Origin of the sequence: Prevotella denticola (assembly GCF_900454835.1) — a bacterium.
GTDB lineage: Bacteria > Bacteroidota > Bacteroidia > Bacteroidales > Bacteroidaceae > Prevotella > Prevotella denticola.
The window spans coordinates 1,871,163-1,888,008 of the sequence record NZ_UGTM01000001.1; the positions used below are offsets into that span (position 1 = coordinate 1,871,163).

Genomic DNA, 16,846 nt, shown 5'->3' on the forward strand with positions numbered 1-16,846 from the left:
AACCGTTGTTCAATGCTTATCGTAGGCATATAAACTGCATAATAAGTGATATGTTGTCAATTCTTCTCCCTGTTTACAACTGTAATTGTGCAGCTCTGGTCACAGAGCTGCAGCGGCAGTGCGTAGAAAGCAGTACCGACTTTGAAATCATCGTGGCTGACGACGGTTCTTCCGTTGCAAGCTATATAGAGCACAACCTGCGCATTGAAAGGCTGGAAGGGGTACGTTACATCACAAGACGGCAGAACGTCGGGCGTTCAGCGATACGCAATTTCCTCGTTTCCCAGGCCCAAGGAGAGTGGCTGCTCTTCATTGACGGCGATTTGACATTGGACAATCCACACTTTATCCGACGTTATCTACAGGCGAGGAACAAGGATGTTGTTGTAGGCGGAATAAGGATTGGCGGCGATCCGGATGTATGGAGAAACAACCTCAGATACCGTTATGAGAAGGCGTATGAGCAGAAGAATACGGTGAAGAACAGGCAGCAATATGCCACGAAACACTTCAGTACGGCCAATTTCTTAGCACATAAAAGTGTTATGAGGAACCGCTCTTTTGACGAACGTTTCACCCGATACGGCTATGAAGACGTGCTCTTCGGCAAGTCACTTGCCGAAGCTCACATCCCCATCACACATATTGACAATCTCATAACATTTGATTTCTTCGATTCAAACAGTACGTTTCTGGATAAGACAGAGGAGTCTCTCCGCACGCTGTATAACTTCCACGACCAGCTGAAAGACTATTCCCGACTGCTTGATACGGCCGCCCGCCTTAGGGCATTACACCTGCAAGGCGTGCTTTCCATGGTTTATTCTCTTGCCGGACAGCCTATAAAGAAGCATCTGCAAGGCAATAATCCGAGCGTTTTCTGGTTTAATGTGTATAAACTCCTGTATTATTTACATTACGCAAAGAACACGATATGACCATAAAAAGATATTTCCTATCGCTTATTCTCCTGCTGACAGTTGCCGTATCTGCCGCCGGCAAAGGCATGGGGACGTGGAAGAGCTACCTTTCCTACAGCAACATACAATGGGTAGAACAGGGAGGAAACAAGCTGTATGTGCTTGCTTCCAGCAGCCTTTACTCCTATAACAAAAACGACAAGAGCATCCAGACCTACGACAAGACCAGTGGACTGAGTGATATGGACATCCGTTTCATCGGATGGAACAGGCCGGCACGCCGCCTGGTGATTGTCTATTCCGACTATAACATCGACCTGCTGGACGACAAGGGCAATGTGACGAACGTCCCCGACTACTACCTGAAGATGCTGACGGTAGACAAGACCGTCAACGGCATTGATATGTCAGGTACAGACTGTTACCTGTCCACCGGCTTTGGACTCGTCAAGCTGAATGTCGCCAAGGCAGAGATAACCGACAGCTATAACCTCTCCTTCCCTGTCAATTACAGCTATATTGAAGGCAATTATATCTATGCTGCCAGCCAGAGTAACGGCCTTTACCGTGCCCTGCTGACCGCCAACCTCCTCGACAGGAACAACTGGGTACATACAGGCAGCTATGCGGCACGTCCCCATACCATGGATGCCGACCTGCTGGCGCAGGCCAAGACACTGAAACCCGGCGGGCCAAAACGCAACACCTTTATATGGACTGACTTCCATAACAACCGGCTTTACACGACAGGCGGATACTTCGACCCGATTGCCGACAACTGGGAGAACCCGGGCATCGTGCAGGTACTGCACGGTGATGAATGGGAAATCTACGAGGACGACTTCCCGAGCCGTACAGGCTATCTCTACCGAGGAACAAAGGCGGTAGCCGTCGACCCGAAGAACAGCGGGCACGTGTATGTAGGGGCGAGAACAGGACTCTACGAGTTTCAGTCCGGCAGGATGGTCTCCTTCTACAACAGGGACAACAGCATCCTGCAAGCCGCCATGGACAGGGGGAAAGAACTGGACAACAACTATGTTCTGGTCAACGGACTGGCCTATGACAGGGACGGAAACCTGTGGGTACTCAACAGCCAGACGAAGAAAGAAAACCTCATCCGGCTGTCCAGAGACGGGAAGATGACCTCTTTCTGCAAGCCCGAACTGATGAAAGACGGCGTGGGCCTTTCCAGCCTTTCACAGATGCGACAGGACAGCCGAGGGCTGCTGTGGTTCTGCAATGACGACTGGCGCAAACCGGGACTGTTCTCCTATGATCCGAAGAACGACAGACTCAACGCCTACACCCGCTTCGTCAATGACGACGGAAACAATATAGAACTGACCGCCGTACACTGCTGGGCAGAGGACATGGAAGGGAATATCTGGACCGGGACGACAGCCGGCCCGCTGGTGCTCCGACGCTCGCAGATGAACGACAAGGACGGCTACCGCTTCGTACAGGTCAAGGTGCCGCGCAACGACGGAAGCAATCTTGCCGACTATCTGCTCGCCGGTCTCGACATCACGGCCATGGCCATAGACGGCGGCGGACGCAAGTGGTTCGGCACGAAAGGCAACGGTGCCTACCTCATCAGTGCCGACAACATGACGCAGGTACAGCATTTCCTCATGTCGAACAGCAATCTCCTGTCCAACAACGTGCAGTCCATCTCCATCAACGATGCCACGGGAGAGGTGTTCTTCGCCACAGACAAAGGACTCTGCTCCTACATGGGCGATGCCACGAAGGCAGCCGATTCGCCCGATAACGACAAGGTGTACGCCTATCCCAACCCGGTGAAACCCGGTTATACCGGGCCGATAACCATTGTCGGACTTACCTTGAATGCAGATGTGAAGATTGTCACTACCAACGGCATTCTGGTCGCCGAAGGCACGAGCAACGGCGGCACTTTCGTCTGGAACGGCAAAGACAAGAATGGTAAACGGGTTGCATCGGGCATCTATATGGTGCTGTCTGCCGACGAAAACGGCGACAACGGCACTGTCTGCAAGGTTGCCGTCGTGAATTGATGAAAGCTATGAAGGCACGGATAAGGCGCAATCCGATTTTCTGGATACTGCTGACGGCTCCGCTGGCATTGCTGTTGCTGTGCCAGCTCCAGCCCACCTTCGACGACTGGACGTATTACACCATACCGCAGACAACGCCTCTGACGATCCAGAGTCTGTTGCCCGACGGCAATTACTGGCGGCCTTTCGACGTGCTATTCGGGCATCTGCTCGGGCTTGATTACCGGCTTTTCCCACTCTTGAACCACCTTTTCATCCTGCTGGGACATATCCTCAACACGTTGCTGATCTGCCGGATTCTGCAATGGTTCCAGGTCGGCAGACTGTCTCGCAACCTGTCTGTCATTTTCTTTTATCTGTCGTCAGGCACGCTGGGAACCGTCCTGGACATCGATTCACTGAACCAGGTCTATTCGCTTCTATGGGGACTTCTTGCCTTATACAGCTACATCAGCCTGTCAGGATGCCGGAGACTTATACTGTGGCTGCTGTGTGCTCTACTTTCAGTCTTTGCCAAAGAGTCTGGTTACATCTGGTTTGTCTGCCCGCCGTTCCTTGTGTGGAGCGTCGGAAAAGCCAGTTTCAGACACGCAATGAGACAGGCTGTCTGCGGCTTCCTGCCGTTTGTTCTCTATCTTGTCTGCCGTTTCCTGCTGACCGACAGTTTCCATCTTGAGAACAATGTCTATATGGAGTTCACTGCGCAACGGCTGCTGCGCAACATCAGCCTGCTGTTGGGAATGACCCTCTACCCCGTCGATTACGCCAGCCTCATCCACCCCCAGCACCGCCATCTTGCCGTGGTCGTGGTCACAGGACTGCTCCCCTTGCCTTTCCTATGGCTTCTGCTGCGCTCCTACAGGTGGCGGAAACCGCTCACAGTACTGCTTTTATCCTTCTTTGCCGGGGCTTTCGTCAATCTGATGACCGTATTCACATTGATGCACTGCTATGCTGTTCTGCCCTTTGCAGCGATGATGATTGCCCTGCTTTGCGAACAGATCAAGAACAAGCGGGTACTGATCGTCTCGGCATCGCTCTACCTGCTGGCCGCAGCCTTTACCCTGTTCCATCACGGCTATGCCGCCTGGCTGTCGGGAAAGACGGGCGAACGGATGGCAAGGAGCTTTGTCAGTCAGTGCAGCCAGCCGGTAAACAAGGTGATGCTGATACATTTAGAGAAAGGCGAAACAAAGTATTCCTCTTTCTGGGTCATTCCTTACGAGGCCTTCGGATGGGGTTATTCCGTGAGGCAGCAGACAGGTTACCAATGGCCAAAGACCATTCTCAACGAGGAAATAACAGATAAAAAGCAGCTGGAGTCCTTACTTCCAAAGGCAGAGAAAGCTGGCTGTGACGGCGTGTGGTACGCAGAAGACGACACAGTAAAACGCATCAGATGAAACAGAAGATAGCCGAAATATCCTTCCTCCATGTGTTTGCCATCCTCCTGGTAGTCATCGGACACTCTTTCTTCCGGACAGAAAGCCGTGTCGTCGACTGGATCTATCAGTTCCACATACCGCTTTTCTTTTTCATATCGGGCTATCTGCTCCACCTCTCCATACAGGGAAAGACCATCAGCCTCTGCACCTTCCTCCTGCGGAAGGCACGCCGCCTGCTGCTCCCCTACTTTGCATTGAGCACGCTGCTTTTCATTCCAAAAGTTCTTCTTTCCCGGCTCATGGTACGCCCGATACATGCCAGATGGGGCGAATATGCGGCCATGCTCATCTATCCTTACCGCAATGTCAACGGCTCCTATTGGTTCCTGCCTACCCTGTTTCTGCTCTTTGTCTTTGCAGCAGTGCTCCTTTCACTTTCGCAGCGGATGAAGCACGGACCGTCCCGCACCGTTTCCGGCCTGTCGCTCTTCCTGCTCGCACTGGCAGACATCTTACTTCCTTTCTCCCACGACACGCTCTTCAATGTTGTCGGATCCGTCCATTACGCCTTCTATTTTGCCTTGGGCTACTTTACATCAAGATTCTGCCTGACACGTTTTCTCGACAAGGAGAAAACAGACTTTCTGGTTTTCCTGTTTACGCTGGGGGTGTCATTCACCGGTCTAAACGCACGTACATCCCCTCTGACAGACTTTTTCCTTGCCTTGAACGGTATTCTCATGTCGGTTGCTCTGGCACGCTTGTATGCGAAACAGGGGGCTTATTTCCTCAACCACCTCGCTCCCGCATCCTATACCATCTATCTCTATCACGGTATCTTCCAGGCCTTGTGCCTCCAGATACTGACCCATTTCTCCCACCTCGATGCTCTCTTTTACCAGTTCCTCGCCATCCTGACGGGCGTTTACGGACCTCTTATCGTTTACAAAGTACTTTACAGCTGCCGTAACAGCCGCATCGGAAGACTTCCTGCATTGATTTCCGGCATTCATTTCTCTTAGCCGGACCGCAGACTGCCCTCAGTGTGGAGGGCAACCGGAAAACCGTCAACAAGGGAAGAAGTCTATGCCCGTTTCCCCGTAGAGTCAACCAGTGTCCTGCAAAGACAGTTCTTTTTGCAGAGACAACGCCGTTCTCCTGTCGCTTTTCTACGTACTTCTTCCATTTATACACGCTGTCTTCTTCTCAGGAATCCCCGTCCTTCCGAATCATATTCAAGTTCCTTTCATGGACTTATAAGGTCTTGACAGCATTCATAACAAACGTCTGGAGAGTTGCCCGACCTTGCTTTCGGAGTGTGAGGACAGTGTCGTCCGGCATCGTACGACAACGCATACAGAGAATTATCTTCACGAGAAAAAGAAATTATTTACGTGAAAAGAAATATTTCTTTTCATGAAGAAAAAAAATTATCTTCATGAAAAGAATTCCATTTGGACTGCTGTGTGACACTGCCCGAAAGGAGAAAACACGACAAAAACAGTACTCAAGACCTGCCTGAACAGAGCACCCCTGCCCGTCCGAATCCTTGTTGCGGAAACGGACTGACGGGGGTGTTTTTATGCAGGGAGGACCTGCGACCGTCTGAAGAACGTGACGCGCTATCCTCTGTCTGTCATTGCTTTTCCAGATGTCTTGCGCTTTGCTTTTTTCACCTTCTGCTTTCCTGTCTGGACGGTTTCACCGGGAAAGGGAATTCCAAGGCTCCGGGCACGTTCCAGATTACGGCTTTTAGCCTTGCGCTGCGTGTCGGCTTTCTGCTTCGTTATAGCTCCGGGCTTCTGTTGGAAGAGCGGAAGCAGATGCGGATTCCACGTTCCCTGCACATCGCGTTTTGCCTTGCACTCGATGACTTTCGGGTAATAGTAAACGGCTTCAGGCTGCCGCTGTGTGGCATAGTCGCCCGTGTCCCATCTGCCATTGTCGTTGTCGTCGACAATAAGACGGAGATAATAGCTGCCGGGCCTGACATAGTGGAAAGTCGCTTTTCCGTCTTTGGCATTCACTTCTTTTACGGGTCTGTCGCTTTCGTTGAGCAGCTGCAGCAGGCAGTTCCTGCCCGCCATGCCCTGCAAGGTCATCACCAGCGTGCCGTACTCGTCTATGGAAGGAATGCGAATACCCTGTTTGTACTTCCCGGAAACCCTTCCGTAGATGTCTGTAAAGGCAGCAGAATCCACCTCAAGACTGTATTCATGTCCCGGATCCCACGTACTGATAAGTTTCAGGGAACGCGGTCTGCCAGGCTCAGCACCGAACTGATACTTCGCCCGATACCACAGGGTATCAATCTTTTCGTAGAGATGAATCCTGGCCGTATCGGTCTTTTCTATCGGAGAAGACACTTCAAACGTCGGGTTCTGGTCAGGGTCCATTTGCGAAGGGACATCGAACTTCACCTCCAAGGGTGCTGCGGGCATCTCCGTCTCATAGCTTTTCCCCCGTTCCCTGGCCTTCTCCTGTTTCTTCTTCCACTTGTCGTATTCCTCCTGCCGACGCTTCAGACGACGGGCGTATGGAATCTTCGAGAGCACCTCCAACGTGTCGTTCTTCGGAACAAGCCCTCCCATACTGTCGGTCGTATTGTAAGTAATCTGCATACGCAGCGTGTCCTGGTTGACAAGGGCGGTGTCACGGAGCCAGTAGGTGACGGTGTCCTGGTTCAGACTGGGTTCCGTGACGAAGGCATCCCTGGCATTGAAATTGAGGCCCTTTATCTGCGGCAGGTCGGCATCGCCATAGCTGAAAAAGAGTGTGAAGTGATTGGCTTCCTTGCGTTCAGCCTTCAGGAAGAAGCGGTCGGTCTGCGTGGCAGTAAAGGCGTTCAGCACCACATCGTCCGGAAAGAAATGTGTATAAGGCGTCTGCCTGATGTCCTTGATATGCAGCGTATCGGTCCAGAGCGTGTCCTGCCGTATGTCTGGTTTCCAGGAAGGCATGATGACTTCGGGCGTGAAGGCGATCCGTTCACTCTTCTGGTTGTACCTGTAATTGCCGTCAGCATCCTGCAGCGCATAGATGCGGTAGTCTCCCTTGGCAACACCCCGTATGACGAAGTGGCCCCGGCTGTCGGTACGCGAGACACGCAGCATGGGCTGTTTCAGGAAAGCCGTGTCGTTCTGGTTGCTGTAAAGGCCCACGAGAATGCCCTTGATGGGTTCCAGGTTCTCGGCATCAAGCACGTAGCCCGCCACTTCGAGCGTGTCGATATGGTCGCCGGTGGAGAAGCTGTAGGTATAGTTTCCCAACGGGTTTCCCTCGTTGTTGTCGGAGATGGCATCCGAGAAGTCAATGGTGTAAGTAGTGTTCGGCTGCAGCTTGTCCTGCAGGCTTACTGTAATCTGCTTCCCGGTGGCCTTGATTTCAGGTGCTTCCAGCTGCGGCGGCGACACGACGACCTTCTCAGAGGCGTTCTCCAGCTTGATGAACTCGTCGAAGTAGATGCTCACCTTCCTGCTGTTCACATCGGTAGCACGCTCGGCAGGAGATGCCCCGAGCACTCTGGGTGGCGTCTCGTCGTACCAGCCGCCATCGGGCTGTCCCATCTTGGCACAGGAAGCAAGGAGGAAAAGTAAAAGGATAAAAAGGTAAGAAGGTACAAGCGTCGGCCGGTAAACCGCTGAAAGGCAATGGCTGATCCTGACAGGAAGAGCATGGCTGATCCTGGCTGAAAAGTCCTCCTTTCCATCCCTGTCTTCCGGGCAATATCTCTGTTTCATCTTCTTCATATCGCTGATTTTACGATTTACCTTGTCTATTTTATTCCCCATCAAAGCCTGTCCGCTTCAAAGAGTTTTTGCCTTTTTACCCTTTTACCTCCTTGCCTTCAAAGGGGGGGACTTTTACCTTTTTACCCTTTTACCTCCTTGTCTTCAAAGGGGAGACCTTTACCTTTTTACCCCTTTACCTCCTTGCCTTCAAAGGGGAAACTTTTACCTTTTTACCCTTTTACTTTTTTACTTTTCATTGGTTCATGCTCAGCAGCTCTTCAAGGTTTGTGCGGCTGTTGGAGAGTCGGGGAATCTTGTGCTGACCGCCGAGTTTTCCCTTTGTCTTTAGCCAGTCGTTGAAGAGGTCCTTGCGTGCAACTATGATTTCCAGCGGCTGGAGGGTGACGTTGTGGAAACGCTTTGCCTCATAGTCGGAGTTAATCTCCTGGAGTTTCGCATCGAGGACAGCGGCAAACTGCTCCAGAGACTCCGGTGCCTTGGCGAACTCTATGAGCCACTGATGGCGGCATTTTGCCTTCGCATCCATATAGATAGGTGCTGCCGTATAGTCGGAAATCTGTGCCCCGGTGGCCTTGCAGGCCGCCTCGAGGCCCTTTTCGGCATTGTCCATGATCAGCTCTTCACCGAAAGCATTGATGAAGTACTTTGTCCTTCCGGTGATGATGAACTTATAAGGATGGGTCGAAGTAAACTGAACCGTGTCGCCGATTTCATAACGCCACAATCCGCAGGAGGTGCTGATGAGCATGGCATAGTTGCGTCCTGTCTCCACGCCGGACAATGGAACAATGTTCGGGTGTTCGCTGCCGAACTCGTCCATGGGCAGGAACTCGTAAAACACACCATAGTCTATCATGAGCGACAGACTGCTGTCCGCCGGGTCGTCCTGTATGCCGAAGAAGCCTTCGGAGGCGTTGTAAGTCTCCATGTAGTTCATGTCCGGCTTGGTGATGAGCTGCTGGTATTGCTCCCGGTAAGGTGTGAAGGCGATGCCGCCATGGAAGAACACCTCCAGATTGGGCCATACCTCCTCCAGATGCTGCTTGCCGCTCAGTTCCATCACACGTACCAGTACGGACAGCATCCACGACGGCACGCCTGATATGTTGGTCACGTTCTGCCTCAGCGTTTCCCGTGCGATACGGTCGCGTTTCACCTCGAAGTCGCTCAGCAAGGCGGTCTCCTTCTTCGGGACCCGGCACAGGTTGGCAAGCGGGTTGATGTTCTCGATGAGAATGGCACTCAGGTCACCGACAAGCGAATTGGGCAGGTTGTAGTTCGGAGAATGGCTTCCCCCAAGGATAAGGCTCTTGCCATTGAAGAGCCGGCTCTCCGGATGATTGCCGAGATAATAGGCAATCACATCCTTCCCGCCCTGGTAGTGAATGGTCTGCAATCCCTCGTGGGAAACCGGGATGAACTTGCTCTTGTCATTGGTCGTACCCGACGACTTGGCGTACCATCTCACCGTCCCCGGCCAGAGCACATTGCGTTCTCCGTGGCGCATACGGTCGATGTCGCCCTTCAGTTCTTCGTAGGTATTGACCGGAATGTTCTGTACGAAATCATCATAGGTCCTGATTGTCGAGAACAGATGTTTCCGTCCGTATTCGGTGTCTTTCGCCCGTTCTACGAGGTATTCCATGACTTCCCGCTGGATAGTCTCTCCCTCCTTACCGTATCGCTCAAGCTCCTTACGGCGCGGCTGGAAGTACAGTTTGTTTACTATATCAGTAAGACTCATTCAATTTTCTCTGGTTGTTTAAATTGCAAAAGTACGCCAAAAAAGCCAAAAGTACAGGCTTTTTCTATATTTTAACACAGCATTCAAGGCCTTCGGAAAAGGCGTTTCTCCATCTGCCAAAAGCGACAAGAGAGACACGGCCGCACAGTGCCGTCGCACTGCAAGCTCTCCCTCATGCTGCCGTATGGGAAAGTTTTTTTACGGAAAAGTTGGTCGTATCGAAAAAAAAACTAACTTTGCAGACTATACGACTAATAACGAGAAACGGTTTACCATGCGAAAGAAAGCCCTGCTAACCCTCGCCGTCAGCCTTGCAGCAGCATCTCTGCCGGCACAGAACGTGGCCCGGACCGACTCTACCGAGACACATAAGATGGAGGAAGTCATCGTAACGCAAAGGCGTCAGCTTATCAAGAATGATATTGACAAGCTGACGTATGACGTGCAGCACGACAAGACTGCACAGACCAAAACAACCTTGGAAATACTCAAGAAAATACCGCTTGTCACTGTTGACGGGCAGGAAAACATCAAAATCCAAGGCTCTGCCAGTTTCAAGGTTTACAAGAACGGACACCCCGACCCCAGCCTTTCAGGACAGAACCTCAAGGATATCCTGAAGGCAATACCCGCTTCCACCATCAAGAGAATAGAGGTAATCACCGATCCCGGAGCCAAGTATGATGCCGAGGGAACCACGGCGATCCTCAACATCGTCATGTTGGGCAGCTCAAGACTACAAGGGGTATCGGGCAATGTAAATGCAGGTGCAGACACGAATGGCTCTACAAGAGTCGGGGCCTACCTGACCACACAAGCCGGAAAGCTCACAACGGCTGTCAATTATAACTACGCAGACCAAAACAAGAAACAGACAGAAAATGATCGGGATGAGGCCTACGACTACGTAAAGACCGGCGAACACACACATGAATATGGCAAGAACAGCACGGGGGCAAAGATACATTTCGGCAATATCAGTGCCAGTTACGAAATTGATTCCCTCAACCTATTAACAGCATCCACCAATTTCTTCGGCTATAAAGCCGATGCCAACACACAAAGCACGACTGAACGATGGGACAGAAACAATCGATTGATTTATAAATTCGATTCGGATGTAACCACACCGGGCTACTCCTATCTTAATCTTGGAGGACGTTTTGATTATCAACACAAGACCCGCTTAGAAGGAGAAACGCTTACACTCTCTTATATGCTGGCTGCTACACGACAGCACACCACATTCCGTCAGACATATAGCAATATGACAAACTTCCCTGCCGATTATACGAGTTATGACCAAAACAGCCGTGAACGCTTCACAGAACATACGTTCCAGATTGACTATGTACGGCCCTTTGGCAAACACCACAAGCTGGAAAGCGGAACGAAATACATTCTCCGACACAACAACAGCACGTCATTGATGGACTATCAGGGTACAACACCTGATATGGAAAACAGGTTCAGGCATAACGCACAGGTAGCAGCTGCTTACTTGTCTTATATCCTCACCGCTGGTAAATGGTCGGCTCGTGCGGGCTTAAGATATGAATATACCCACATGAAAGCCACCTATCCCGATGGCAGTAATACTGATTTCCACGCTCATCTCAATGACTGGGTACCGTCAGCAAGCATACAATACAAAATCAATGACGGACAGACGCTGAAATTAAGCTACAATACCAGCATCAACCGACCGGGCATCAGCTATCTCAATCCGGCTGTAATCAGCACGCCCACTTCGCTGTCCTTTGGTAATGCAGACTTAGGAAGCAGCCGTAACCAAAAGCTGCAAATGGAATATATGCTGGTGACATCAAAACTCACTGTCCAGTTTAATCCCTACTATTCTTTTACCAACAACGGTATCGCTCACATCTTTTATGAGCAGAACCGCAGAAATGTGTCCACTTATCAGAACGTATTGAAAAGCAAAGTCTTCGGTATTTCATCCTACACAGAATGGACTCCTTTCACCGGAACGACATTTACACTCAACGCCTCGATGCGTTATGCACACATCACCTTGCCCACACCTTACATCAAGAACAGCGGATGCGGTGGTGGTATCTACTTTGACTGGGAGCAGAAAATACCCTGGAAACTGACGTTGACGACCAGTCTTGGAGGTGAATACGGCAACAGAGTTTACAATCCGTATGCCATTGAGGGGCACTGGTTCTACTATGATTTCACCTTGACACGCCGCTTTCTCAAGGACAAGCTGACAGTATCTCTATCAGCCGAGTCGCCTTTCATCAAAGAAAAACCAACTACCTATCGTACCGTTCAAGGTGATTATACAGGTTTTGAACGTGCTGTAATGAAACCCCGATGCTTCGGTATCCGTCTCTCATGGAACTTCGGCAAGCTGAAGGCCAGCGTGAAGAAAGCCGACCGAAGCATCGAAAACGACGACCTGGTGGGTGGCGTGAAGAAGTGAATCCCCTACCCTCTTTCCCGCCAAAAACGCCATTCCCGACCAGCGGGAGGCCATGAGCCGGCAGCATCGCCCTCCGGCTCATGGCCTTTCCATGATGTACTGCCGTCAATCCCCTTTCGCCCCATTGCCGGTACCGCAGAGGGTAATCCGCTTACTGATGTCGCACTTTCTGTCGTGTACGGTCAATGTGACATCCCCTTTCCCCGCAGTCCTTTCAATGATGACAACCAGTTTGCCATGAAAGAGTTTCATGTGCGGTTCAGCGAACGACTCCAATGATGTAGGGTCGCCATTGCAGACCGCCTTGAAGCTGCCTGCACCTGACACGGAGAAGGAAAGCTCGTCATCAGCGTCAGGCACAGGGACTCCTTTCCCGTCAAGCATCGTCACGGTGACGTAGGCAAGGCCGTCACAGGGAAGGCCTTCCACCGTATTGTCACAGGTAAGGAGCAGCTGCTCGGGCTTACCGGCGGTATAGACAGCCGTCGAACCGACCTTGCGACCCTGTCTGTCGTATGCCACGACCTTCAGTTCTCCAGGCTCATAAACCACGTTGTCCCACATCAGACGGTAGCGTCCTGCACGCCTCCGGGCCTCTTCCGGTGTGGCGGCATGCCCGGCGGCGGCTTCTCCCTGCACCGCTTTCCCCGCCTTGCGGCGGCGTCCCTGCGACCTCCCATTGACGAAAAGCTCGGCTTCAGGGTAGCTGGTATAGCAGAAGACGGGCACCTTCTGCCCCTCGCGTCCGTTCCACGTCCAGTGGGGCAGAAGGTGCAGCGTCGGTTCTTTCGTGTTCCATACCGACCGGTAGAGATAGTAGCGGTCCTTGGGCAGGCCGGCCAGGTCGCAGGCTCCGAAGTAGCTGCTGCGGCTGGGCCAGTATTCATCGTATGGTGTCGGTTCGCCAAGATAGTCCTCTCCTGTCCATACGAACTGTCCGATGGTGTAGGGCAGGTCCTCCATGGCGATGAAGTCCTCCTCCGGCAGGTTGCTCCACGAGCACCATTGCGTGTCGTAGCCTGTTACCTGTCCGTCGCTGTCGGCCTCCGCCACTCCCCATCGGACAGGCAGCTTGTACACCCCACGGCTTGATACCGTCGAGGCCGTCTCCGACCCCAGGAGAAACCCTTTGGGCAGCTGTGCCACGTTCCGGTTGTATTTGTAGACACGGTAGTTAAAGCCCGGCACGTCCATCACCTGTGCAAAACCCGACTTCAGGGCATCCTCTGCCCTGTCCATCCCCTGGGTGACAGGGCGCGACGGGTCCAGCCGGTGGCAGACGGCCTGCAGCCGTCCGGCGATCTGCCGTCCCTCCTCGCTCCACTGCTCCGGAATCTCATTGCCGATGCTCCACATGATGATGCTTGGGTGGTTGCGATGATGCCTCACAAGGGCCTCCATGTCCTTGTCGGCCCATTCGTTGAAGAACCGTGCATAGCCGTTCCTGCACTTGGGATAGACCCACATATCGAAGCTCTCCGCCATCACCATCATTCCCAGCGAGTCGCAGAGCTGCATCAGGAGTTCCGAAGGCATATTGTGTGCCGTGCGGATGGCATCCGCCCCCATGTCCTTCATGCGCTTTATCCGGCGTATCAGGGCCGTCTTGTTCTCTGCCGCACCGAGCGGTCCGAGGTCATGATGGAGGCAGACCCCCTTGATCTTCCGCGTCACGCCATTCAGCTGGAAGCCCTTTTCACGGGAGACGGAAACCGTGCGGACTGCCGTCTTCGTCGTGTAAAGAGCCGTCAGCACATCTCCGTCAAGGGCATAGATCGTGAACGGAATGAGGACGGGATGCTCCGGTGTCCATGCAGTGTACCTTCCCTTCTTCCAGTTCAGCTCGCCATGCGCCATGCCTGTCTGGGGATTCACGGTAAGGGGAATCTTTTCAAAACGTCCGGAGACAGTGCTGACAGCGACCGCCACCAGCTTCTGTCTCCCGTCCCATCCGTCGACCTTTGCGTCAACGGAAAGCGTGGCACCGCCGGCATCCAGCCGGATCGTACGCAGATAGACATTCCACGGGTCAATACGCAGCTCGGAGGTAAGGACGAGTTTCACCGGGCGGTAAAGTCCTGCCCCGGGATACCAGCGTGAACTTTCCTCACGGTTGTTGAGGTGGACGACGATGTTGTTTTCACCCTTCCGCAGATATTTTGTCGCGTCAACGCGGAAGGCGTTATAGCCATACGCCCAGCGTCCCGCCTCCTTTCCGTTGACATAGACGACAGGTTCCGACATGGCACCGTCAAAACAGAGATAGGCATGGGAGAAGTCCTTACGGTCGCCGAACGTCAGCCGGAAGCTGTACCATCCCTCGCCGATCCAGGGCAGCGCGCCGCTGCGTCCCGACTTCTCCGTAGCCTGCTTCTCGCCGTTCTGGGCTATGGCTACACGCTGCAGATCCCATTTCTTGTCGAAAGGGCCGCTGATGGCCCAGTCGTGGGGGATGTCCACGGCCTGCCAGTGGAGACTGTCACGTGAGAAGTTCCAGGTCTTCAGGTTGATGACCCGTACCTGTGCGATGCCGGCTGTGACATGACAGAAGATGAATGATAAGGTAAAGAGTATACTTGTCTTCATTGTTTAAAGTGTATTTGTCTGCTGTTTTCATTTTCCCGGCATCCCTGTCCCCACGTCACTGCCATCGGGAATCCTGTTCCCAACCGGTCGGGAAGAGTGTTCCCAACGTCCGGGACCCATGTTCCCAACGCCTGGGAACGGCATTCCCGACAACTGGATGCGAGCGTCATTGTGTTGTTTCCTGACATCGGGGACCTGTAAACAGATGTTCTCAGGACGTATTCCCCATACATCCCACACGGAAAGTCTGTTTCAGGAATGCCGGCTCAGTACTTGAACGAACTGCCTCCGAGGAACTCTCGCAGCAGCGATGTCGGCGGAAGGGCACGGAAGGGCAGGGGAGAGAAATACTTGAGGAACTTGCGCAGCCGGTAGGCTTCGGCATACTCCTCGCAGTTTTCGGGCACCTGTTCCAGCACCTCCTCGGCCTGCGGCTTGATGACGGCCAGCTCGAAGAGCATGGCCGTATTGAACATTACATCGGCCTGTTCCTGATAGGGGAATATCCATTTGTTCTCGCCGGCACGCACACTGGGCCACCTGTGGATGGTCTCCTGTGCCGAACAGCCACGGTATTTGTAGTCGCGTACGATGCGCCGCAGGAGGCGGTTGTCGGTTGTCGGGATATAATTATGGTCGTCCAGGAGGATGGTGGTGAGGGCGGAAGCATAGATCTTGAACTTCTTTTCATCGGGAATCTGTGCTGTCAGCAGGGGATTGAGGCCGTGGATGCCCTCCACGACGAGCACGTTGTTCTCGTCCAGATGCAGCTTTTTCCCGCTCTTCTCGCTCATTCCTGTTTGGAAGTTATACTTCGGCAGTTCCACTTCCTCGCCCCGGAAGAGGGCATTGAACTGCTCGTTGATGAGCGGGATGTTCAGTGCATGGATGCTCTCGTAGTCGAGTTCTCCGTTCTCGTCCTTCGGTGTGTCCTCACGATGTACGAAGTAGTCGTCCAGCGAAATCTGCACGGGCTTCACGCCGCTGGCAAGGAGCTGCACGGAGAGCCGCTTGCAGAAGGTCGTCTTGCCGCTGGAGGAAGGTCCGGCGATGAGCACGACTTTTGTCTCTTTCCTGCCGGCAATCGTGTCGGCGATCTGCGATATCTTCTTTTCCTGCAGTGCCTCGCTGACGTTGATGAGGTCGGTGGAAAATCCCTTCTTCACGGCTTCGTTGAAATCGCCTACGGTCTTGATGCCGAGGATGCCCTGCCAGCGGTGATGCTCCTTGAACACCTCGAACATCTTGTCCTGGCGTATCAGTTCGCCCAGCCTGGAGGGATCCTGTGCGGAAGGGATGCGCAAGAGGACACCGTCGAAGTAAGGTTCCAGGCCGAAGAGGTGGATCTGTGCGGTATTCGTGAGCATCGAACCGTAGTAATAGTCCTTGTAGTCGTCGAGCACGTAATAGACCGAATAGAGCGTGCCGCTGCTGCGCAGCAGCTTTGCTTTCTGCCCGTCGCCGAGACGGTTGAACATTTCGACGGCTTCTTCCGTCGTGGTCTCAAAACGCTGTATGGGCAGGCGGGCATCGATGATTTCCTGCATACGGGTGCGGATGCGGCGCACGTCGTCGGGCGTAACGGCGTGTCCGAGCTTCAGATTGCAGTAGTAGCCGTTCGAGACAGGGATGTCGATCACCACGCTGCTGCCCGGATAGAGGTCGTGTACGGCCTTGCACAGCACGAGAAACAGCGAACGGGTGTAGGTACGGATGCCCGAGGGCGCGTGCAGGTCGAGGTATTCCACGTCCTTGTTGTGGTAGACACGGTAGTGCAGTCCCTCCACCTTGTTGTTCACTTTGGCACTCACGGGACCGAAAGTCATCTGGAGATTATTTTCCTTGTAAATGTCAGAAAGTGTACTTCCGATTGGGACTTTCAGACTTTTTTTGTTATTTTTGCAGCGGATTTGCAGTACTTGTTTCATCATCATGATTGATTGAACGGTTGTCGGTGGACAAAAGGTC

At 52.9% G+C, this 16,846-nt stretch carries 9 protein-coding genes; 5 read left to right on the forward strand and 4 right to left on the reverse strand.

The window, feature by feature from the left end; translation table 11 throughout:
• Positions 1–50: 50 nt before the first annotated feature.
• The 4 genes from DYH27_RS07825 to DYH27_RS07840 are packed head-to-tail and all read left to right on the forward strand — an operon-like array spanning position 51 to position 5,366.
• Entirely contained in the window at positions 51–938 is an 888-nt protein-coding gene (locus tag DYH27_RS07825; RefSeq protein WP_025067069.1) for a glycosyltransferase family 2 protein, read from the forward strand.
• Positions 935–2,959, forward strand: coding sequence for a type IX secretion system anionic LPS delivery protein PorZ (porZ, locus tag DYH27_RS07830; protein ID WP_025067068.1), 2,025 nt, complete (start codon positions 935–937; stop codon positions 2,957–2,959). The genes DYH27_RS07825 and porZ overlap by 4 nt, the downstream gene beginning before the upstream one ends.
• An 8-nt stretch (positions 2,960–2,967) precedes the next feature.
• Positions 2,968–4,362, forward strand: a complete 1,395-nt coding sequence (locus tag DYH27_RS07835) for a hypothetical protein (RefSeq protein WP_025067067.1) — start codon at positions 2,968–2,970, stop codon at positions 4,360–4,362.
• Positions 4,359–5,366, forward strand: coding sequence for an acyltransferase family protein (locus tag DYH27_RS07840; RefSeq protein ID WP_029216440.1), 1,008 nt, complete (start codon positions 4,359–4,361; stop codon positions 5,364–5,366). Before DYH27_RS07835 ends, DYH27_RS07840 begins: the two co-directional genes overlap by 4 nt.
• A 600-nt stretch (positions 5,367–5,966) precedes the next feature.
• Here the strand turns inward: DYH27_RS07840 and DYH27_RS07845 are convergent.
• Positions 5,967–8,135: an Ig-like domain-containing protein gene (locus DYH27_RS07845; protein ID WP_029216439.1), complete on the reverse strand. Its 2,169-nt coding sequence runs from the start codon at positions 8,133–8,135 to the stop codon at positions 5,967–5,969.
• A gap of 193 nt (positions 8,136–8,328) precedes the next feature.
• On the reverse strand, positions 8,329–9,840 hold the full coding sequence (locus DYH27_RS07850) for a GH3 auxin-responsive promoter family protein (protein WP_025067066.1): 1,512 nt from the start codon (positions 9,838–9,840) through the stop codon (positions 8,329–8,331).
• A 274-nt stretch (positions 9,841–10,114) separates the two neighbouring features.
• Here DYH27_RS07850 and DYH27_RS07855 point away from each other — a divergent pair, with 274 nt between their 5' ends.
• A complete protein-coding gene (locus tag DYH27_RS07855; protein WP_025067065.1) occupies positions 10,115–12,292 on the forward strand; it encodes an outer membrane beta-barrel family protein in 2,178 nt (725 codons plus the stop codon).
• 105 nt (positions 12,293–12,397) lie between these two features.
• Here the strand turns inward: DYH27_RS07855 and DYH27_RS07860 are convergent, their stop codons facing one another.
• A complete protein-coding gene (locus tag DYH27_RS07860) occupies positions 12,398–14,878 on the reverse strand; it encodes a DUF4982 domain-containing protein (RefSeq protein WP_029216438.1) in 2,481 nt (826 codons plus the stop codon).
• Positions 14,879–15,144: 266 nt separating this feature from the next.
• A complete protein-coding gene (locus tag DYH27_RS07865) occupies positions 15,145–16,812 on the reverse strand; it encodes a nucleoside kinase (RefSeq protein WP_029216437.1) in 1,668 nt (555 codons plus the stop codon).
• Positions 16,813–16,846: the final 34 nt, after the last annotated feature.